The following is a 21,577-nucleotide window of genomic DNA, read 5'->3' on the forward strand; positions in this document are numbered from 1 at the left end:
AACCGTTCTAGTTTTGTTGATAGCGTTATTATTTTCGCTGCTGATCTTTTATGTTTTTTACCAGTTGCAAAACATTGGCCGTTTGGCTGGTTAACTCAGCAAAGTCTTTTTCTTCCATCAATTTTTTGGTGATGAGTTTGCTTCCTAACCCTACCGCACACACGCCGTTTTTAAACCAGGCCAATAAATTTTCTGCCGTAGTATCCACACCACCTGTGGGCATAAAAGAGAGATTAGGAAATATTTCGCTTATAGCTGAAATATAGCCCGGCCCTACTACGCTGCCGGGAAATATTTTTACCAGCGTAGCTCCATTTACTTCAGCTGCATGTATTTCTGTTGTGGTCATGCAACCCGGCATCCATGCCAGTCCTGCATCGCGTACAACTGCCCCTACCGCAGGGTCAATAAGCGGGCAAACGACAAAAGCTGCCCCGGCGTCAATAAAAGCTTTTGCTGAAGCCGTTGTTTTGATTGTTCCAATACCCAGTTGCATGCCGGGCATATCTTTATCAATCGCTTCAATTAATAACTTAAAATTACCTAATGCATTATCACCGCGGTTAGTATATTCTACTGCACGGATGCCGGCATCAAACAATGCCTTTAAAACCGCGATGCTTATTTCGCTGCTGTCGTTATAATATAACGGCAATATCCCCTGTTGTGTAACCAGCTGCTGTATGCTTTCTTTTTTAGTCATGTGTTGGTATAAATGCATTTACTTCGGCTGCTGTTTTATTGGTAGCATCGCCTGTTATAAATAATTTTTGAAAAGCAGCTGCGGTAGCATACGCTACTGTTTGCTGCGGCGGCAAGCCGTTATAAAAACCATAAATCAAACCTGCCATAAAACAGTCACCGCTGCCTACCTTATCTTTTATAAAGCTGGTGCTATAGGTTGACGAAACATATAATTGTTGCTGGTGGTACAACGTGGTATAGTATTTCAATGCCTCGTCACCAAAGCGAAACGTATTGGCTACGCTTTTACAAACGGGGTATTGCTGCAATATTTTCTGAGAAGTAATGTTGCTTTGGCGAAGATAATTTTCCTGCTGGTTGATTGTTGCAACATCTTCCTCAAAGCCAATACCCAGCATGGTTTCAGCAGCCCAGATATTGCCCATTACCAGGTGGCAGTACTGTACCAGCGAAGGCATTATTTCAATCGGCTGCTTACCAAATTGCCAAAGCTTTGAGCGGTAATTAAGGTCAACAGAAATGAGTATCTTTTTTCCTGCGCAGGCTTCCAGGGCTTCTTTACAAACCAACGCTACATCAGCAGATAAAGCGGGGCAGATGGCGCTGAAATGAAACCATTCAACATCATCCAGCACTTTATCCCAGTCAATCATACCTGTTTTTAATTCAGCGAAAGATGAATGAGCACGGTCATAGATTACGCCGGCATTTTTTAAATCGGCACCCTGCGGTAAATAATACCCGCCTATTCTGTTACCAGCAAACTGTATAGAAGATGTGTCGATTTTGTTGGTGTTCAGCGAAGCCATAATGTCCCGGCTCAGGTAATTATCCGGCAGCGCTGTACAATACTTAACCGGTATATCCCAAAGGGCAAGCGCATTGGCGGCATTTAATTCGGCCCCGCCGATAAAAACCGGGATGGATTGCTGCCGTATCCATTCCCCTTCCAGTACAGGTGAAAACCGCATGAGCAACTCACCAAAACACAACACTTTTTTTTTCAAGAAATTACCTGTTAGTTAGTTGAAAAAATATCCCTGTATTAAAACAGGTTATAAAAATACATTCCAAATTGTTCTTTGCATGAAAAATAAAAGTAACAAAATAAAACTTGTTTGCACTCAATTAGTGGCAGCCCGCACAACAAACAATTGCCGCTTTGCCTGCATCAATCCAACTCTGTGGCTGCCGCAGCATCCAATAAAATGGATACACGGGGATGAGCCATCAACAGGCTTGCCGGAATGGTATTGGTTATCCTGCCTTGTATGGCTTCGCGGATAATGGCTGCCTTCTTTGGCCCGCTGGCTACCAATACTACTTCTCTTGCAGACATAATCTGCGCCATCCCCAGGGTGATGCCCTTTGCCAATGCAGCGCCGGATGCAAAATACTTTTGACCTACCGCTGTGGTTACTTCATCCAGCTCAACTACATGTGCATTCAAAGCTGCGTCCACACCCGGTTCATTAAAACCTATGTGACCGTTCATTCCAATACCAACGAGGGCAAGATCAAGACCACCCTGTTGTTCAATAGCCAGGTCAATACGGTTACAGTCCGCTTTCAGATCATTTGCCATGGCATCAAAAAAATAAATTTTATCTTTTTGTATATGGAGCGGCCCAAATATTTTTTGCTGTAAAAAGTAGTAGCAGCCGCCCGGCGTTGACGGCTGAATGCCTACCCATTCATCCAGGCCAATAAAGATAACGCCTGAAAAATCGACTCCTGCTTCCTGTGCTTTAGCTACTACCCTATCATAGGTTAACGCGGGCGTATCGCCACCGGCCAGGCAGAGCACAGCATCGGGCTTTTGCTGTACGAGCTGTATAATTTTATCTGCACCAAATGCAGACAATTCCTGGTAATTGGTAAACTTCGCAATCATCGTTTTCAATTTATCTGGTAAGCAATCGATTCAAAATTTAAGCCTTTATACTTGCTGCTTTTCCTCTTTGAAAAGCAATTTTCCACTGTCATCATTTTCACTTGTTGAAAGCAGCGCCAACTATAATAAAAATTGCAGGCTGGCATTTACAACTGCATCCATCGCTGCCGGCAATTGCTGTTCCGTCCAGGGATGTTTTCTGCCAAATACATGATCGGCATCTACCGTAAACACCTGCGCTGCAGGTTGCCAGCTTTTTAACATCATGGCATTTTCAATGGGCACTGCTGTATCGGCTGTTCCATGACAAATCAATACAGGGATGGCCAGGTGCTGCATGGCCTTGCTGATATCCAGTGCCTCCATATTGTTGCAGTAATCCAGATACAACTGGTAATACAAGGGCATTTGCTGTTTTGTACGGCTGTTGGTGTAGTACTGCACCCCGCTTTGCTCCCATGCTGTCATTTGCTGGAGGGGCCAGTTGCCCCATGGTGTTTTACACTCGCTGACGGACGCCCAGGTAACCAACTTTTTAATACGTTCATCCTTTGCTGCCTGCAGAATGGCGATGCCGCCACCCATGCTATGCCCTATTAAATAAAACACGGCTGCTGTCCATAGCCTGCCGGTAAGGGTTGCCTTTGCTGCACGTCCAATCAATCACATCCGTTAAATCCTTCAACTCTCTTGAGTAATTATTATTTCCGAATGCTTCCAAATCTGCAAACACTTCGGGTTGATCTGGCGTAGTTCCATTGTGAGAGAAATTAAACTTTACAAAAACAAATCCCCGCTTCGCAAATTCTTCCGCAATAAGGTCAAAATTACCCCAGTCTTTGAAGCCGTTAAACCCGTGTGCATAAATTACAACCGGCTTTTGTACCCCATCTTCTTTAAAAAAAATATCCAGCGTTACCGGGTAATTATTATGGTTACCAAGAACTATATTTTTGATTTTTCGCATCGTTTAAAATTACATGTTTTCTATCTTATCAGCTGAAGTTACCCGCTTAAAAATTAACCATGTCACTTTTAAAACAGCAATTCTATTTTTTCAGGTGCAGGTGTTGCAACAACATGCTACACAAAACCAATCCTCCACTTTATGAACAAGCAAACCTTCATTATTGGAATTGTTGAAGGAGTTCTTATAGGTGCTTCTTTTGGTATGCTTTACCTTTCTGGTTGCGGGATTGACTGAATGCATTTGGTATGGCAAAAGAAAGGAAAAACAGTCTTATTGACCAAATTGCTTTTCTTGTATAATAAATCTTACAACTGTTTTTTTACGATAAAATATAGCAACAACTAAGTAAACTTTTAATTTACCAGTAGCATCTTTCTATAGTTAACGAGCATAAATTTCTGGCACATATTTTACCTCTATACCAGTGGATCTCATAGGAATAAAAAAAAATAACGAGGCTGGATTTCTATCCGGCCTCCCTTTTTGATTTGGGCAGTGAACCGTTTTTCTTGTCCATGCCGGTCTCTTAACTGCCGGTATGCATTCTTTAGCAGTAAAACCTTCCAGGAAAAATTTCAGCCACAGCGAACGATAACTACTCATAGTACAGATAATTTTTTTTACAATTTTTTGACCTCCATGCTATCAAACATGTGTTAAAGGAAATGGAATGATTGTTAAAAGGTAAAATTGGGTAGTTATAATTAAATAGACGGTAAAAACTCATTAATATGAATATAAATATTCCTGGCTTATCTCAACTCAGATCAGACCAGGTAGTAGTACAGACCCTCGCACTGTATGAAAAAATAATTGCTATAAAAGGATATCTACAATTGAATGGACACAAAATATCAACCACCGAAACATTAATTCTGAAGCAGTAGCGGTTCAAGGGCCCGGTTAGCCCAATTGATGCGCTGGCCTGTTTAAACTATTTATAATATTTATGAATGATGAGGAACACAAATAACCTGGGCTTTGGGGTGGCGCTGGCATTTGCCAAACGATTTCATCAATCGCAGTTGTACACGCCGGTAATCAAGGTGTTTATTAATGTCATGTTTTCTGCCTAAGATGGCTGGTGGAATGACCTGCTGCAATCTGACAAATTATCTGTTCTGCACTCAAATTCATATTACCAGGTCAACGTACCGGCTATGCGTGTAATTCCGAATGTACAAACTGAAATTACCTTAATTCAAACCAAATCGTCTGAATATTTTCATGCAATAGATCCGCTGGCAGTATCGCTGGCCATGTTTTTAAATCAAAAAATATTTTTATCTTTATACCTACCTTATTAGTATCCATTTAAGTGTAAGCATAAACGAATGTCTTTTAATGAATGACATGTCAAAGGAAGAATTTAACTGGCTTTTTGTTAACAAGGTGAAACCGCTTCATCATGGGCAACGACTATTATCTAACCAGCGAATATATTGTACATCCTGACGGATCAACAAAGCCATAAGGTGCAATTTTTGGTTAATATATAATCACCAACCGGTAGTACAAACGCCACAAATTACCTGTCATGCCTACGGAAACAAATATTAATTTTCGTTTACAGCAGTTTAATCAATCTGTTGTTTATACATCGCATCTGCCACTGTTGCATCAGGTAAAATGTTGCTGATTTTGAATTGCACTTTATTTAAAAATCCTGCAATTACCATATCTTCTCCGTTCATCAAAGCCTCATACCCATCCATCGCGACATCAGTCGCTGTAGCCAGTTTTTTGTCCTTGATATTATTCGCCTGCAGCATTTTTGCCTTGTTAAAAAAGTCAGTAGCTGTAGCACCGGGTAGCAAAGAAGTAACTGTAACACCCGTATGCTTCACTTCTTCACGCACAGCTTCTGTAAAAGAATGTACAAATGCTTTTGTCCCCTGATAAACCGCCTGCAAAGATCCTGGCAATTTTCCTGCGACCGAGGCTACATTCAAAATCTTTCCTTCCCCGCGTACAACCATATCTCTTAAAAACAACTTGGTAAGGCTAATCAGGGTGCTGATGTTCTGTTGCACTATAACCAATTCTCTTTCTATGTCTGTATGTACAAATGCTCCATAATTGCTCTGGGAAGCGTCATTAACAAGTATGCTGATTACGATACCTGCCGACTGCATTTCTTCATAAATCTCGGTTGCTGCATTACGCTCAAAAATATTTTTGTAAAGCGTTACAACTTTTACCTGATACCTATCTGAAAGCTCATTGCCCGCGTTGCCAGGGGTCTCCTGGTCCCTCGCAATGATCACCAGGTTATATCCATCCCGGGCAAGCAGTTTTGCAAGTTCCAGCCCCACGCCACTGGTGGCACCGGTTAGTAATGCATAATGGTTTCTATTTGTCATACTTAAATTGTGAAAATTATTAAATGATGGCTTTTAAAATATGTCAAAAACGTTGCCACGACGGTATAGTTCTTAAATAGTAATTTATGTAGATAAAAATCATCACAGAAAGGGAGAAAAAGACACAGATTTAAATATTGGGATTTTCTTTCTCGCCACCTCAAAAAATCCGGCACTTATATTGCTATAAGTGGAGCATGCGGCTAAAAGAAAAATGTCATCTATACCCGTATTCGTGTGGTTATGCCATACTATAAAATCTGATATGATTATTTGCCTTTTCATTAACGACAGGAAAAATATTATTTATGAAACGACTAATTTTTTTATTACCCCCATTAATTTTTCTTTTAATTATTACAGATAATCTGATAATCAAAATATTGCTTTGTACTGCATTGGTATTTATAATCACGACGGTAGTTTTACAAGGCTTTAATAAATCGGGAGGCTCATCTTCCTTTAGAAAAATAAGAAATTCGAGGATTCACCTGATACGATTTGACGAAGAAAAGAAGCCTAACTTCGGGTAGTAGCTGTCAGCCCTCACTTTAATTTGGTCTTAGTCTCTGCCCTCAAACACCCCTCCGGCAATCATGATGAATAGAGATGAACTAAGTTTTTGCTTCAGGTTTTTTTCCTTTAAGAGACACTGCGTAGCCATTTGTTAATCCTGGGTCTGCTAACCAGGGCTATGATTCAACCATTGTTAGTATACCGTAAAGGTGTTATCGAAGCATTGTTATTAACCCTGGCGGAGCAAAAGATTCATTTTAGCAGATGCCACAGTGTAGAGTTTAACACGGCTTAAGGCACAGCAATCACTTATATAAAATGCAACAAAACTGTCGCCAGGATATATCGATGAATGTATAATTCTAATCTATTCCTTTCCACGGAAAACGAAGGGCATAAGATCCAATTGCTTGTCAGTTCAATTCAATCTGATATAATATTCGCCGGAATTAACAGCCATTTATAAAGATACCTGTAGCTAGACAATTGCCCATTGAAACGCTACAATCATTGACAAGGCAGATGCTTCTTTATGCATACATCAAAAAAGTGAAAGAATGCCCCTTGTTTTCTGTATGCTACGCTCACCCTATCGCTTTCGATGATTCACTCCCATTCGTCGTGCGCCTTGATCTCTTATTTTAATTATTTTGATGGTAAAAACCAGCGTATAACCTGTATTGAAATACGATTTAATTGGAACCTGCTACAATTACCGCGGAAAAAAATTGCGCAATAATATTTCGTTGCAGGGTCTACACCCCACAAAAGGAAAAGCGACCCTCATCAGGCAATGTTTCAGCAACCTGCAGCGTTGCGGACGCCGTTATTCCGATATGAAAGATTTCGCGTAGAAATTGCGGTTGCAATATGATGGGCCGGCTGAAGGATTTTGTTAGATTAAATATGTTCCCCGCACAGTAAACGTTTTTACTCCCGCATGTTTTGGCGGCAAGGTAAGGATTGTCATAAATTTTCAGCGTCCATTTTAGCCCGGGCATTTAATTGAGCATCCAAGAACAGCCATCAACGGCCCGTAACCTAAGGCCGTATAAATCAATTTGTCGGCGCTATACAGGTTCTGCCATCATAGATAGTATTCTCTCTCTGGTATGAAATGATTAAGACACTTTAACGGCCTATTAAGAAAGAAATATGGCTGCTCCACCGGAACATTGCAGCAGTTGTTAAAACATGAGATTATCATACCAATAATAAGGAAGCAGATTGTGTTTTACCCGCCGGGATTTATTTCTACACCTCATTTATCAATTATAATCAACACTGTAAAAATTCTTGACTACACCAATGGAATCCGTTAAAATAATCTTAAAATTACCTGCACTTTAATGCTAATGTTGAGGTATCTCTGCATTGCCATAAGTTATTGTTTACTATATGTAAAAGGCTATTGGCAGGCGTTATCAACCTGGTCAGTCCTTGTGCTTTCCTGCATCAATATTCTTTCGGGCATGATTTTTAATAGAATTTTTTGTTAAATAATTCGTGCATTTTTTATTCTTCACAAAAAACTAAATGCTTTCACAAAAAAACAAAGTCGCATGAGAAAAAGTATGCTATTGATGGGTGCGCTCATTTTTTGCAGCGTCCATTTTTTATTTGCCCAGCAGATAAAAGGAAAGGTAACAGATAATAGCGGTGTTGCTGTTGAAGGCGCATCAGTAAAAATTAAAAACTCCTCCACAGGAACGAGTACTGCTTCAGACGGTAGCTTTGCACTGGATGCCTCCGGACCAGTAACGTTGGAAGTTTCGAGTATTGGATTTACCCCTAAAACGGTTTCGGCATCACCGGGTCAAACAATTACCATTGCCCTGGTGAGCACCGATGGTAAAAATCTCAATGAAGTTGTAGTAACAGCTTTGGGTATTACAAGGTCTAAAAACACATTGCCTTATGCAGCCCAAAAAATCCAGGGAAGTGATGTGAGCCAGTCGCGTAATAACAATTTCGTCAGCACGCTCAGTGGTAAGGTCGCCGGACTTGAAATCAGGCAGAACAATACCATCGGCGGAAGTACCAACGTAACGTTGCGGGGTGCCAAATCGCTCACTGGCAGTAATCAGGCGTTGTTTGTAGTGGATGGAGTTCCGTACGATAACGCCAACAATAACACCAGCGACCAGGTTACGGGGCGTGGCGGTTACGACTATGGAAACTCTGCAGCTGATATCAATCCGGACAACATCGAAAACATTACGGTGTTGAAAGGTGCAGCCGCAAGTGCATTGTATGGATCAAGAGGTAGCAATGGCGTAATTCTTATCACCACCAAAAAAGGAAAAAAGGGATTGGGTATTACTGTTAACACCGGCGTTAGTGTGAGTTCAATTTTAAGAAATACCTTTCCAAAATACCAGACGAAATATGGTGAAGGATACGGATCTTATTTTGATGAAACAGATGTAAACGGCGATGGTGTACCGGATAAAACGGCACCCACACAGGATGACGCATCTTGGGGAACAGCATTCGATCCCAACCTGCAGGTGTATCAATGGGGGGCTTTTGTACCAGGTTCGCCTACTTTCGGCAAGGCAACACCGTGGGTAGCCGGAAAGCATGACCCCTCTTACTTTTTTGAAAAACCACTCTCCTACAATGGTAGCATATTGGTGGAGACAGGCAACGATAAAACTAATTTCTCCATGGGATATACGCGGAACGATGAGTACGGAGTATTGCCAAACAGCAATGTGGTAAAGGATCTGCTGAACTTTTCTGTGTCCTATAAACTAACCAGTAATCTAACGGCCGGGGCTGCCGCCAACTATTCAAAAATTGCAGGTAAAGGTCGTTTTGGTACAGGGTACGATGGCGCGAATGCGCTCAATTTAATGACCAACTTCAGGGAATGGTGGGCTGTAAATACTGACCTGAAAGAATTGAAGGATGCCTATTACAGGAATTATCAAAATGTAACATGGAATCCCCATTCGCCCACTACCGGCGAACTACAGCCGGAGTTTTGGGACAATCCCTATTTCACCCGTTTCCAGAGTTATGAAACCGATGGCAGAAACCGCATTTTTGGTAACATGTATTTAAATTATCAGCCATTGAAATGGCTTAATCTGCTAGGTCGGGTTTCACTGGATAACTATGCAGAAAATGAACAGGAAAGAAAAGCAGTGGGAAGTGTAGGTGTTCCATTTTACAGAAGGTTTAATCAAACCTACAATGAAATAAATTATGACCTGCTTGCAAATGCTACCTGGAAGCTGAATAGTGATGTTGAATTAAAAGCATTATTAGGTTCCAGCACCAGGGTGCAAAGCCGTTCCAGCATTGATCAAAGCACCAACGGAGGGTTGGCACTGGCAGGCTTGTACACCATTTCAAACTCAATTAATGCCCCTGCTCCACCTGTAGAACTGGATGGTACCCGTAGGATTGAAGGTGTTTTTGCCGGTGGTACGTTTGCCTATAAAAATACTTATGTGTTGGATGCAACTATCCGCCGCGACCGCTCCTCTACCCTGCCTGATAAAAACAATGTATTTTATTATCCGTCAGTGTCGGCAGGCTTTGTATTTTCCCAGCTTGTAAAACCGGATTGGCTGAACTATGGTAAAGTGAGAGCCAACTATGCAGAGGTTGGCGGCGACGCCCCCTTGTATACGGTAACCGATACTTATGTAAACGAGGTTGATCCCAACTCGGGCCAGCCAGTTGTTTCGTATAACGGAAACGCATTATTTTCCGTAAGCGGTACTAAAAATAATCCTGATTTAAAACCGGAACGGACCAAAAGTTTTGAGGTGGGTTTAGAGATGGCTTTCTTTAAATCAAGACTTGGTTTTGATGCCAGTTATTATGATGCCAAAACGGTTGACCAGATATTGCCATTGACTGTTTCAACAGCTACCGGCTATTCCCGGAAATATGTTAACTCAGGCACTATTCAAAATAAAGGGATAGAAATATCGCTATATGGCAGCCCAATAAAAACAAACGATTTTAGCTGGGACATTAATGTTAACTGGACAAGAAACCGCAGCAGGGTAACCAAGTTATTTGGCGATATTGATAACATCGTACTGGGATCGTTCCAGGGCAGCATCACACTGAATGCTTCGTTGAACGAGCCGTACGGAACCATTCATGGAACAGATTATGTGTACACCAACGGGCAAAAAACAGTGGATGCAGATGGTAATTATTTAATCACCCCTACCAACAATATAACCATCGGAAATATCAATCCCGACTGGATTGGAGGCATTAGCAATAAGTTTACCTACAAGGGATTCAGCCTTGGGTTCTTAATAGATGTACGGCAAGGCGGAACGGTATTCAGCACCGATATGTATTATGCACTTGCCGGCGGGCTATATGAAGAAACTGCCGTAAATAATGATCTCGGCAACCCGATACGTGATCCATTAACTTCAGACAGCAAAAGCGGTGGTATTATCAGGGAAGGCGTTACTGCAGATGGCAAGACTAATACAATAAGAGCCAGTATAAGTGATTATGGACAATTTGATAGCTATATTTCTTCTCCCGATAAAAGATTTGCTTACGATGCCAGTTATATAAAATTAAGAGAAGCATCCATCGGCTACTCCCTGCCATCCCGGCTATTTCACAAAGGGCTTAAAGGAATTGATATTGCCCTCGTAGGCCGCAACCTGGCCATTCTTCATAAAAACCTGCCTTATGCAGATCCGGAAGACGGCTTCAGTTCAGGTAACCTGCAGGGTATACAAACAGGATCTTATCCTGCAGTTAGAAATATGGGGATCAATATCAAGTTCAAATTTTAAACGCATCAATTACTTTATATGAAAAAGCTATTTTATTATATTTTTATACTGGGTGGGATACTGCTGGTCTCCTGCAAAAAAGACATCACCAACCTCAATATAAATCCTAATTTACCCTCCACGGTAAGTTCGGCTTCCCTGTTTTCGAACGCAACGGTTAACCTTGCCGATGCCATGGCGAGCACCAACGTAAACACCAACAATTTTCGTTTATTTGCCCAGTACTGGACAGAAACCATTTACCGGGATGAAACCCGTTATAATTTAAATGGCAGAAGTATATCTGACCGCTGGTGGGCCACTTTTTACAGGGATGTAATAAAGGATTTAACTGAGGCGAGCAAAGTGGTTTCCAAGGAAACGCTGAACCTGAGTGCAGCAACCATAAAAAACAGGCAGGCAATTAATGATATGCTGATTGTGTATAGTTATTATACGCTGATAACCAGTTTTGGCGACGTGCCCTATACAGATGCACTGAACATTGATCTATTGCAACCTAAGTATGACAAAGCTGCTGATATCTTTACAAAGATCAGCGCTACATTAGATGCATCCCTCTCTGCCCTCGATGAGTCGGCAAATGGGTATGGCAGTGCAGATTTCATTTTGGGCGGCGATATTGCCGGCTGGAAACGCTTCGGCAATTCGCTTAAAATGAGAATGGGTATGCTGGTAGCAGACGTTGACCCCGCCACTGCCAGTACCATGATTTTAGCTGCTGCACCCAATGTGATAACAGATAATTCAGAAAATATTAAAATGAATTACCTGTCTTCTCCACCCAATACTAACCCGGTTTGGGAAGATTTGATTCAAAGCGGCCGGCATGATTTCGTTGCAGCCAATACCATCATTGATATTATGAAGCCGTTAAATGACCCCAGGATTCCGTTGTATTTTGACCCGGCAATAACAGCTGGCCGCGGCTATATTGGTCAAAAACCCGGGGTCGGCGCCACTTTCAATGACTATTCAGCACCGTCAGCCACCCTTTCTGCCACCCAGTTTCCGCATACTTTTTTTAGCTACAGCGAAATGGAATTTTTTAAGGCCGAAGCGATTGAAAGAGGTATAAATGTAGGCGGAACAGCGGAGGGGCATTACAACAATGCCATCGATGCATCCATTGAAGAATGGGGAGGCACGGCGGCTCAGGCCTTAATTTATCGCACGCAGCCGGCAGTAAAATACACTACCGCGACCGGTACTTATAAGCAGAAAATCGGGCTTCAATCCTGGCTGGCTTTATACAACCGCGGATACGATGCGTGGACACAATGGAGAAGGCTGGATTATCCAACCCTTGTTATTCCATCCGGTGCATTTTTCAGTGATGGCGAAACACCTGCAGTTATTAAAAGACTCACCTACCCTGTTGTAGAACAAAACCTTAACAAAGCCAACTATACAGCCGCAGCAGCAGCTGTTGGTGGGGATTTAAAAACTCAGAAATTATGGTTCGATAAGTTTTAATTACACCCTTTACATGTGTTATATATTTTCCCGGCTGTTTCAGGCCGGGATTTTTTTTGTTATTGCCGTTCCGGACAGCCACAGTATTCGCACTTTTATTAATACAAATGCCCTATTTTTAGCTGACGGCACTCATCAAAAAATTACGAAAATAACACCAAACCAAAAATCTGCGAATGAACAAGAGACGTATCATGTTGCCTGATATATTTTTTACGGGTCTGCTTGTACTGTTATTTATCACCAGTTTTATTTCTTATCAACGCATTAACTCGCAAACTGAAACCAGCAATTTATTAAATACCAGTTACAGAATAAAAAACAGGGTCAACCAGGTGCTGAGTGACTTGTTAAATGCAGAGACCGGGGTACGCGGCTTTTTGCTTACTAAAAAACAAACCTTTTTGCAACCCTATTATGGGGCTTCGGATAAGGTGGAAACAAGCATCGATGTAGTTAAGGAACTGTTGGAAAACGATGCGCAACAACAAAAAAATGCAGATAGCCTGAGGATACTGTCAGTCAGGAGTTTTGAATTGTTAAGTTTGGTTTTAAAAGAAAATGAGACCGGGGTTACCTCAGCTGATTCGCTGGATATTTTTTTTGATAAAGGCAAATTTGTAATGGATAATGTTAGAAGCCTGGTTACACACATGCTGGAAATTGAAGATGATTTAATATCCCGGAGAAAATTACAACAGGAATATACCGCTTTTATAACACCCCTTTACTCACTGCTGTTTTCATTGATTGCCATCATTATTGTAACCATTGCTTTTTTCAGACTGAGAAACGAGATGCGTTTACGTGTGAGGGCAGAAGACAACGAAGCCATGGCGCAGCAGCTTCAGGAAACCGCAAAAAACTTTGCTGCCGAGCTGGAAATAAAAGTAGCAGAGCGTACCGAGCAATTGAAAAAACTGAATGAAGAACTAACCATCACAAATAATATTTATGCCCATGCAGAGGAAAACGCCTCCATCGGCAGTTATTCGTGGAATATGCAAAGCGGTGAGCTTAAATATTCTGACAACCTGTTTCGCCTGCTTGGATACGAACCCGGTGATTTTATGCCAACATTTGAATCCTTCCTCAGGTTTATTCACCCGGACGATAAAGAGCAGGTAATCAGGGATGGTAAAGAAACGTTTGAAACCAAAACCCTTGTTGAACATGACTACCGAATCATCACCAAACAGGGATCCATTCGCCATATGCGCTCCAGTGGCAGATTTATAGAAAACGAAAACAGTACCTTATTGATAGGTACGGTACAGGACGTGTCCAAAGACGTTTTACTCAGGGAAACACTGGCTGCAAAAAACCTGGAACTGGAACAGAATAATGAAGAGCTGGAATCTTTCACTTATATCGCCTCACATGATTTACAGGAGCCATTGAGAAAAATTCAATCCTTTAGTAAATTGATTCTTGCCAAAGAAACTGAACTGGCTTTTAGTGAGGCTGCTAAAGATTATTTTAACAGAATTGTTTCGGCGGCCGCCCGCATGCAAAATCTCATCAATGCATTGCTGAGTTATTCCAACGCCAGTAAGCAGGAAATACAGTTTAAGGCTACCAACCTCAATCTGGTAATAGAAGAAGTAAAAACAAACCTCACCGAATTACTGGACGAAAGAAAAGTAACTATTGAATGCGGCAAGCTGCCAACCGTGCCAGGTATACAAATGCAATTGGTGCAACTGTTTTCCAACCTTATTCACAATGCGGTGAAATACAGCAAAAAAGGTTCAGCGCCCCATATTATTATAAATGCTCAACTGCTTGCTGATGAAGCATCGAAAGCAGAAATACCCGGGGTAAAGGGTAAGTTCTGGAAGATAGCTATCGCTGACAATGGAATTGGATTTGACCAGCAGTATGAACATAAAATTTTTGAACTTTTTCAGCGACTGCACGGCAGGTCGGCCTACGAAGGCACTGGCATAGGGCTGGCTATTTGTAAAAAAATTATGCACAATCACAATGGCTTTATCACCGCGAGCGGACAAACAGGCATTGGAGCAATATTTAATTTATATTTGCCCTGCCAAGATGAATTGGTTGATATTAGCCAGTAATTCCGTAATTTGTAGACAGCCCGGTAACAAAGAAAACAATGACCCACAACGCACGGTACATTCTGATGGTAGATGATGATGAAGACGACCAGATGCTGTTCAGGGAAGCCCTGAAACAGGTGGACAATAGTGTAAGATGTGATACTGCCATAAATGGTGCTGACGCCCTGCAAAAATTACAGTCCTCTCCATCGCCCGACATGATTTTTCTGGACCTTAATATGCCGATTATGAACGGCTTTGAATGTTTACAAGCGTTAAAAAAAGAACAGTTTTACCAGGATATACCGGTTATTATTTTTACAACCGCCAATGATACAGCCACTATTGAAAAGAGCAGAAAATTGGGTGCTGCTGCTTTTTTTCATAAACCAATTGATTTTGATTTATTTCGTGCCAAACTCCGCCAGATCGTTGTCGGACTTCCACCTTCGGCCATGCACCCTTTTTCAATGAGAGACTTTATTATTTAAGGACTGACTGCCAACCAACGTTTGCACCTTTTCGTTTGTATGGTATTTGTTGTACCCATGCTTGTTACGATATGCTGCTGAAAATCAACTTATCTATCCTACGTTGAAATTACAGGGGAAATAAATCTACAAACCGCTTTTTGCAGTGTGATTTCCGCATATTTTTTCTCATACCTATACCGGCACAGCTATTATTCCATTTGGCTTAATGTTTGATTTTGCATGGTTTTAAAACTTAAAAACAAAAATTATGAAAAATGTAAAAAGTGCCTTATTTATTGCTGTAATAGCGATGGCCCAGGCATGTAACTCTGGTAGCAATACTGATAGTGTGAAAGCTGCAAATGAAGCCAATGATAACAAAGACAGTGCTTCCACAGCAGCTAAGATGGATACAGCAACATCTGCAACTAAAATGAATACTATGCCCGTAGATAAAGATGATGCAGACTTTGCAGTGAAAGCTGCCAATGGAGGTATGATGGAAGTTCAGTTGGGAAATTATGCGCAACAAAACGCTGTCAGCAAAAGAGTAAAAGATTTTGGCGCCATGATGGTTAAAGATCATACAAAAGCAAACGAAGAACTAAAAAGCATTGCCGCTTCAAAAAACATTACCCTGCCTTCCAGCATTGGTACAGATGCCCAAAAAGATATGGATGATCTAATGAAAAAGAAAGGAAATGATTTTGATAAAGCATACATGAATATGATGCTGGACGATCATAAAAATGATGTAAAAGAATTTGAAAAGGCAGCGAAGGATTGTAAAGATCCTGAAATAAAAACGTTTGCAGGTAAAACTTTACCAGTGTTACTCGCCCACCTGGACAGCACAAAAGCAATTACCGGAAAACATTAATTAACTCATTGGCATTAATTTATAAAAAGGGAAAGCATGTGCTTTCCCTTTTTGTTTACATTTTACCCGTTTTGAAGAATTATTTCTACAAATAAATCAGTTAAAAAAAAGGCGGCTCGCCATGTAAGCATTTATGGGTAAGGTTTTCAATACAAAGCAGCCTGAAAAGTAACTGCGATACCCCCATTAGTACTTATGAGTGTGGACCAGCTACATTTGGCATGATTGTTAATTTAATTATCACATATACATCTCATTTTTCATCAACTTAAATTTATTATTATGTTACGTTGGACAGTCACATTCCTGGTTATTGCAATTATTGCTGCCATCTTTGGTTTTGGCGGTATTGCAGCAGGAGCAGCCGGTATTGCAAAAATTTTATTCTATATTTTTCTTGTGTTGTTCGTTTTATCTTTCTTCCTGGGTAAGAGAACAGTGGAGTAAAATTTATTGCAACAACTGTATAATGCAGACCATTATTCAACACTGAAATATGGTCTGCATTTTTTATCTGGTAATTAATTGGGGTATCGCCTCTTACCTATCCCTTGCTTCCGGCAACTGCCGTCAACTCTTGTAACGTCCTATAGATTAAATTTCATTTCAAGTCATTCAAAGTTATAACATGGCATGTTCTGAATTAATTAGTCTACTCCAATGTAAACCTGCTATTGCCGGCAGTAAATTTCTACAAGCTGTTACATCAACATTTTTAAACCCACTCTTTCAACTATTAAAAAATTGGTACCATGGCCAAACAACAATCGCAAAACGGAAAATATAAAAGCAAAAAAACAGAAGACCTTGCAGGCGTTACAAAGAACGATGCAAATGAATTTTTAACTACCAACCACGGTGTAAGAATTAATGATAATCAAAATTCTTTAAAAGATGGCGAACGTGGCGGCACACTGATAGAAGATTTTATTCTTAGGGAAAAAATTCATCATTTCGATCATGAGCGGATTCCTGAACGGATTGTGCATGCACGTGGTTCAGCCGCACATGGTTATTTTGAACTGAATGAGTCACTGGAAAAATTTACGAAGGCAAAGCTATTTACTGAAACCGGCAAAAAAACACCCGTATTTGTACGCTTTTCAACAGTAGCCGGTTCAAGAGGATCAACAGACCTGGCAAGAGATGTACGCGGTTTTGCAGTAAAGTTTTACACAGACGAAGGAAACTACGACATAGTGGGCAATAATATACCAGTGTTTTTTATACAGGATGCCATTAAGTTTCCCGATTTGGTGCATGCTGTAAAGCCCGAGCCACATCACGAAATGCCGCAGGCAGCTTCGGCACATGATACCTTCTGGGATTTCATCAGCCTGATGCCCGAAAGCATGCACATGATTATGTGGGTAATGAGCGACCGTGCCATACCAAGAAGCCTCAGAATGATGGAAGGCTTTGGCGTACACACTTTCAGGTTGATCAACGCAGCCGGCGAATCGCATTTTGTTAAGTTTCACTGGAAACCTTTATTGGGAGTTCACTCCGTTGCGTGGGATGAGGCACAAAAAATTTCCGGAAAAAATTCAGATTTCCACCGGCAGGATTTGTGGGAAGCTATTGAGTCGGGCAATTTTCCGCAATGGGAACTTGGTGTGCAAATAATACCGGAAGCAGACGAACACAAATTTGAATTTGATCTGCTGGATGCAACCAAGTTAATACCTGAAGAAATTGTGCCCGTACAACGCATTGGCAAACTAACGCTCAATAAAAACCCGGATAACTTTTTTGCAGAAACAGAGCAGGTAGCATTTAGCCCTGCGCATTTAATACCCGGTATCGATATTACCAACGACCCGCTTTTGCAAGGCAGGTTATTTTCTTATATCGACACGCAATTGTCCCGCCTGGGCACCCATAATTTCCAGGAGCTGCCTATTAACCGGCCCTTAAGCCCGGTGCATAATAACCAGCGGGACGGGCACATGCGGCAAACAATTAACAAAGGCCGCGTAAGCTATGAGCCAAATAGTTTGGGCGGCGGATGTCCGTTCCAGGCAAAAGCTGCGGAAGGTGGTTTTACAAGCTATCCTGAAAGAATTGACAGTCAAAAAATTCGCAGCCGCAGTAAAAGTTTCCTGGACCATTTTAGCCAGGCTACCTTATTCTTTAACAGCCAGAGCGAGGCGGAAAAAAATCACATTATCGATGCGCTTAAATTTGAGCTGGGTAAGGTTGAAACAAAAGCTATCAGGGAAAGAGTATTGATGCTGCTGTCGTGCATTGATAAAGCCCTCGCTACTCCAATAGCAACTTACCTTGGTCTTTCTATCCCTTCTGCCGGCAAAGGTGCCCTGCTGAATGGCAGCTTTCCCGCGGATGCAAATCCTGAGGATTATCAGCCGGTAATGGTAAAAAGCTCTCTCGAAAAGTCGGATGCGCTGAGTATGGAGCATACCCCTAAAAATTCGGTTGCTACAAGGAAGATAGCCATCCTGGTGGCAGATGACGTGGATGAAAAAGCACTGCTGAACATGCAGCATGCGCTGGAAGCGGCCGGAGCAGTGGCAGAATTAATTGCACCTAAATTAGGCAGCATACAGTCAGCCAATAATACTGAATTTCCCATCATGAAAAGTTTTTTAACCACTGCTTCGGTGTTATATGATGCAGTATACGTACCCGGCGGTACCAATAGCGTAGCAACGCTGGCTGCAGAGCCCGATGCCATCCATTTTTTAAACGAGGCCTTTAAGCACTGCAAAGCCATTGCTGCCGACAAGGATGCGCTGCAGGTATTGGAAGAAACTGCATTTTACAACAGTTTAAATGAAGAAGATCCTGAAGACAATGGAATGAATACGGGAATCGTTATAGGCGCAGACGGTGCCGCAGACAGCAATATTTTTATTAAGGCAATTGCCCAACACCGTTTTTGGGACAGGGAAAAGCAGGTTAAGGTGCCTGCTTAACGAGTTTTTTAAAATGCCTCTTTTTTAAAAAAGTTTATCTCCGGATAAACTTTTTTATTTTTTTTCACAAAATTCATTTGTCGATATACCACAGTATTTTGTTTTTCGAGTACTTGTTTACCCGGCAATTTTTTCCAGTGTATTTAAATGTACTGTTCAATACTACTCAAAGAAACAGGCTTCTCGAGAATATTAAATTCCTTCAAATCATAATGGCACAATGCTTTATCCCGGTAGGCGCTTATCAGCGTAATAGAGATATCGGGATACTTTCGCTTTATATCAACGGCAGCTAACCATCCCTTGCCATCTGGCAGGTTATTATCCAACAGCAGTATATCAGGTTTACGGAGCTTCAGCTTATGATAGCCTTCGCTAAGGCTGTGTGCAATATCAACGTCACAATTTTTCTTTATTAAAAAATGCTTTATTATGGTGCACAAGTCTTTTTCGTCGTCAATGATTAGTATTCTTTTCATACCTTATATGTTTCTAACATTGTGCCATTCATTTAAATCATGACTGCGGTTTCATTGCCTGTGGCTGTTGGTAAATTATGGCACAGTATTACCCTAATATCGGCCTGTGTTTAATTAAAATAGTCAGGACTGTTAAGTGACCCTGTTGGAAAGTCCAATATTTTATTTTGAGAAGTGCCTGCAAATCAACGAAACCTTTTGTAGGAAATAAACAATTCGATTGCCCGGTCATTCATCCATTAGCATGTTGCATTTATTGAGTTTATTTTGTCAATACCAGGTGCCGGTAACAGCATTTTTGTAAACAGATCATTTCAAACGTTTTTGTGCGGGCAACAAATTATTTTTTTAAACACATTTGCACAGTCTGGTTTGTAGTTACAAAGGCACTATTTTTGCAAAAGCTGAAAACGGTATTGGTATAAGTTTTTCCACCGATCTGCATACAATCTCAATTACCCCAAATATGAACAGCAGCCAGCAGTTAGTAAAAGTTTTAGTGGTGGAAGATGATGAAGATGATTTTCTGTTAATCAGTACCTATTTTTCAAACATCCCTGTATGGACGTTTGAAATTAAATGGGTACAACGTTATGCCGATGCGTTGGATGAATTGTATGCGAACAATTACACCATTTGTTTTTGTGATTACAGCCTGGGAGCAAAAAACGGTATTGATCTTATAAAAGATGTAAAAACAAAAAAGATCCTTACCCCCCTTATTTTACTAACCGGTAAAGGCAATTACAATATAGATATAGAGGCTACCAAGGCCGGCGCCTTTGATTACCTGATAAAGGCAGAGTTGGATGCGGATAAACTCGAAAGGACCGTGCGATATAGCCTGGAGCGCCTGCATAGCCTGCAGATTATCCAGGAAAACGAACGCCGCTACCGTAACATTTTTGAAAAATCGAAAGATATTGTTTTCATTTCAAAACCTGATACAACCATTACCAACATTAACTATGCCGTTACAGATATCCTGGATTTCAGTATTGCTGATTGCCAGGGCAGACCACTGACTGCGTTTTTAAAAGATCCAGGCGGTATGGATTATTTTTTCAGCGCGGTACATACACACGGTGAAATTGAAAATTATGAAGCTGACTTTATCACTGCTGGTGGTGAAATTAAAACCTGCCTGATATCTGCCTCTGTGGAAGTAGACAGTGTGGAAGATACTTACCTGCAGGGGATTATACATGATATTACCGATTTAAAAAAAGCGGAAAAATCAAGTCTGCACGCAGAGAAACTGGCTGCTTCGGGCCGCTTTATACTTACCCTGGCTCATGAAGTAAGAAACCCTTTAAATAATATCAAACTGGCGGTAGAAAATTTACTGGATACCATTGATAACGAGGAAACTCACTTTTTTCTTGACATCATTCAACGCAACGGCCAGCGTATTAACGATCTTATAACGGAGCTGTTGCAAAGCTCCAGGCCTGCGGATATCAGTTTAAACGATGTGTCGCTTCACAGCTTGCTTAGAAATGTAGTTGCTACTGTCCAAGACAAACTCCTGCTCCGCAATATCACTTTACAATTTCACTTCGATCAGCAGGATGCCATCCTGAAAGCTGATGCGGCAAAACTGGAAATGGCTATTCTGAATATACTTGTAAATGCGATTGAAGCAGTGGAGGATACGACGGGCTTAATAGAAATAAGCACAAGTGTGCAAAATAACAGGGCTATTTTAATGATCAGCGACAATGGCTATGGCATCAGTGCTGAAAATAAGGACAAATTATTTGAGCCCTATTTTACTTCCAAAAGAAATGGCATCGGCCTGGGATTGGCTACCACATTCAATATCCTTCAAAGTCATAACGCGAAAATAGATGTAAAATCACAACTGAATGCGGGCACTTTATTCACGGTACAATTTGCTCTATAGCGACAGAAACTTGTCTGACCCATATTTGTAGAATTTTTTCTATAGCCCAACAAAGTAAATTCTACAACGTTTATCATGATTTATTGCTTTCTTCATTGCTTTCATCCTTTAATTCCAGGTTCACCT

The 21,577-nt window shown here is 41.1% G+C and carries 17 protein-coding genes; 10 read left to right on the plus strand and 7 right to left on the minus strand.

All coding sequences use genetic code 11. The annotated features are described in order from the left end of the window. Positions 1-28: 28 nt before the first annotated feature. From QWZ08_RS07325 to QWZ08_RS07345, 5 genes are all read right to left on the minus strand, one after another. Positions 29-703, minus strand: a complete 675-nt coding sequence (locus tag QWZ08_RS07325; protein ID WP_290336640.1) for a bifunctional 4-hydroxy-2-oxoglutarate aldolase/2-dehydro-3-deoxy-phosphogluconate aldolase — start codon at positions 701-703, stop codon at positions 29-31. Beyond that, positions 696-1,712: a sugar kinase gene (locus QWZ08_RS07330; protein WP_290336641.1), complete on the minus strand. Its 1,017-nt coding sequence runs from the start codon at positions 1,710-1,712 to the stop codon at positions 696-698. Before QWZ08_RS07330 ends, QWZ08_RS07325 begins: the two co-directional genes overlap by 8 nt. Positions 1,713-1,876: 164 nt before the next feature. Beyond that, positions 1,877-2,599, minus strand: a complete 723-nt coding sequence (locus QWZ08_RS07335) for a glucosamine-6-phosphate deaminase (protein ID WP_290336642.1) — start codon at positions 2,597-2,599, stop codon at positions 1,877-1,879. A gap of 120 nt (positions 2,600-2,719) precedes the next feature. After that, complete coding sequence (locus QWZ08_RS07340; protein ID WP_290336644.1) at positions 2,720-3,262, minus strand: alpha/beta hydrolase family protein; 543 nt, start codon at positions 3,260-3,262, stop codon at positions 2,720-2,722. Continuing rightward, on the minus strand, positions 3,186-3,566 hold the full coding sequence (locus QWZ08_RS07345; protein WP_290336646.1) for an alpha/beta hydrolase family protein: 381 nt from the start codon (positions 3,564-3,566) through the stop codon (positions 3,186-3,188). Before QWZ08_RS07345 ends, QWZ08_RS07340 begins: the two co-directional genes overlap by 77 nt. 956 nt (positions 3,567-4,522) lie before the next feature. On the opposite strand from QWZ08_RS07345, the gene QWZ08_RS07350 reads away from it, so the two are divergent. Then, entirely contained in the window at positions 4,523-4,645 is a 123-nt protein-coding gene (locus QWZ08_RS07350) for a hypothetical protein (RefSeq protein ID WP_290336647.1), read from the plus strand. A 501-nt stretch (positions 4,646-5,146) separates the two neighbouring features. Here QWZ08_RS07350 and QWZ08_RS07355 read toward each other — a convergent pair. Further along, the gene (locus QWZ08_RS07355; RefSeq protein WP_290336648.1) at positions 5,147-5,932 is read right to left on the minus strand and encodes an SDR family NAD(P)-dependent oxidoreductase; all 786 of its coding nucleotides are present in this window, start codon (positions 5,930-5,932) and stop codon (positions 5,147-5,149) included. Positions 5,933-6,240: 308 nt separating this feature from the next. Between QWZ08_RS07355 and QWZ08_RS07360 the strand changes: the two genes are divergently transcribed. From QWZ08_RS07360 to QWZ08_RS07395, 8 genes are all read left to right on the plus strand, one after another. Next, a complete protein-coding gene (locus QWZ08_RS07360; protein ID WP_290336649.1) occupies positions 6,241-6,465 on the plus strand; it encodes a hypothetical protein in 225 nt (74 codons plus the stop codon). A 1,545-nt stretch (positions 6,466-8,010) separates the two neighbouring features. Further along, the gene (locus QWZ08_RS07365) at positions 8,011-11,238 is read left to right on the plus strand and encodes a SusC/RagA family TonB-linked outer membrane protein (protein WP_290336651.1); all 3,228 of its coding nucleotides are present in this window, start codon (positions 8,011-8,013) and stop codon (positions 11,236-11,238) included. An 18-nt stretch (positions 11,239-11,256) separates the two neighbouring features. After that, positions 11,257-12,714: a SusD/RagB family nutrient-binding outer membrane lipoprotein gene (locus tag QWZ08_RS07370; RefSeq protein WP_290336653.1), complete on the plus strand. Its 1,458-nt coding sequence runs from the start codon at positions 11,257-11,259 to the stop codon at positions 12,712-12,714. Between the two features lie 176 nt (positions 12,715-12,890). Continuing rightward, positions 12,891-14,795 (plus strand): sensor histidine kinase, encoded by a 1,905-nt coding sequence (locus QWZ08_RS07375; RefSeq protein WP_290336654.1) that lies wholly within the window; start codon positions 12,891-12,893, stop codon positions 14,793-14,795. 38 nt (positions 14,796-14,833) lie between these two features. After that, entirely contained in the window at positions 14,834-15,268 is a 435-nt protein-coding gene (locus tag QWZ08_RS07380; RefSeq protein WP_290336655.1) for a response regulator, read from the plus strand. A gap of 250 nt (positions 15,269-15,518) precedes the next feature. Further along, the gene (locus tag QWZ08_RS07385; protein WP_290336656.1) at positions 15,519-16,130 is read left to right on the plus strand and encodes a DUF4142 domain-containing protein; all 612 of its coding nucleotides are present in this window, start codon (positions 15,519-15,521) and stop codon (positions 16,128-16,130) included. 282 nt (positions 16,131-16,412) lie between these two features. Beyond that, entirely contained in the window at positions 16,413-16,577 is a 165-nt protein-coding gene (locus QWZ08_RS07390) for a DUF1328 family protein (RefSeq protein ID WP_290336657.1), read from the plus strand. Positions 16,578-16,882: 305 nt separating this feature from the next. Then, a complete protein-coding gene (locus tag QWZ08_RS07395) occupies positions 16,883-19,066 on the plus strand; it encodes a catalase (RefSeq protein WP_290336658.1) in 2,184 nt (727 codons plus the stop codon). 143 nt (positions 19,067-19,209) lie between these two features. On the opposite strand, the gene QWZ08_RS07400 is transcribed toward QWZ08_RS07395, so the two are convergent. Continuing rightward, on the minus strand, positions 19,210-19,545 hold the full coding sequence (locus tag QWZ08_RS07400; protein WP_290336659.1) for a response regulator: 336 nt from the start codon (positions 19,543-19,545) through the stop codon (positions 19,210-19,212). A gap of 466 nt (positions 19,546-20,011) precedes the next feature. Here QWZ08_RS07400 and QWZ08_RS07405 point away from each other — a divergent pair, with 466 nt between their 5' ends. Continuing rightward, positions 20,012-21,451: a hybrid sensor histidine kinase/response regulator gene (locus QWZ08_RS07405; RefSeq protein WP_290336661.1), complete on the plus strand. Its 1,440-nt coding sequence runs from the start codon at positions 20,012-20,014 to the stop codon at positions 21,449-21,451. Positions 21,452-21,577: the final 126 nt, after the last annotated feature.

It is taken from the genome of Ferruginibacter paludis (assembly GCF_030409685.1).
Classification (GTDB): domain Bacteria; phylum Bacteroidota; class Bacteroidia; order Chitinophagales; family Chitinophagaceae; genus Ferruginibacter; species Ferruginibacter paludis.

Coding starts and splice junctions, on each gene's coding strand:
- QWZ08_RS07325 (WP_290336640.1), bottom strand. CDS start 703: ATGACTAAAAAAGAAAGCATACAGCAGCTGGTTACACAACAGGGGATA.
- QWZ08_RS07335 (WP_290336642.1), bottom strand. CDS start 2,599: ATGATTGCGAAGTTTACCAATTACCAGGAATTGTCTGCATTTGGTGCA.
- QWZ08_RS07345 (WP_290336646.1), bottom strand. CDS start 3,566: ATGCGAAAAATCAAAAATATAGTTCTTGGTAACCATAATAATTACCCG.
- QWZ08_RS07350 (WP_290336647.1), top strand. CDS start 4,523: ATGATGAGGAACACAAATAACCTGGGCTTTGGGGTGGCGCTGGCATTT.
- QWZ08_RS07355 (WP_290336648.1), bottom strand. CDS start 5,932: ATGACAAATAGAAACCATTATGCATTACTAACCGGTGCCACCAGTGGC.
- QWZ08_RS07360 (WP_290336649.1), top strand. CDS start 6,241: ATGAAACGACTAATTTTTTTATTACCCCCATTAATTTTTCTTTTAATT.
- QWZ08_RS07365 (WP_290336651.1), top strand. CDS start 8,011: ATGAGAAAAAGTATGCTATTGATGGGTGCGCTCATTTTTTGCAGCGTC.
- QWZ08_RS07370 (WP_290336653.1), top strand. CDS start 11,257: ATGAAAAAGCTATTTTATTATATTTTTATACTGGGTGGGATACTGCTG.
- QWZ08_RS07375 (WP_290336654.1), top strand. CDS start 12,891: ATGAACAAGAGACGTATCATGTTGCCTGATATATTTTTTACGGGTCTG.
- QWZ08_RS07380 (WP_290336655.1), top strand. CDS start 14,834: ATGACCCACAACGCACGGTACATTCTGATGGTAGATGATGATGAAGAC.
- QWZ08_RS07385 (WP_290336656.1), top strand. CDS start 15,519: ATGAAAAATGTAAAAAGTGCCTTATTTATTGCTGTAATAGCGATGGCC.
- QWZ08_RS07390 (WP_290336657.1), top strand. CDS start 16,413: ATGTTACGTTGGACAGTCACATTCCTGGTTATTGCAATTATTGCTGCC.
- QWZ08_RS07395 (WP_290336658.1), top strand. CDS start 16,883: ATGGCCAAACAACAATCGCAAAACGGAAAATATAAAAGCAAAAAAACA.
- QWZ08_RS07400 (WP_290336659.1), bottom strand. CDS start 19,545: ATGAAAAGAATACTAATCATTGACGACGAAAAAGACTTGTGCACCATA.
- QWZ08_RS07405 (WP_290336661.1), top strand. CDS start 20,012: ATGAACAGCAGCCAGCAGTTAGTAAAAGTTTTAGTGGTGGAAGATGAT.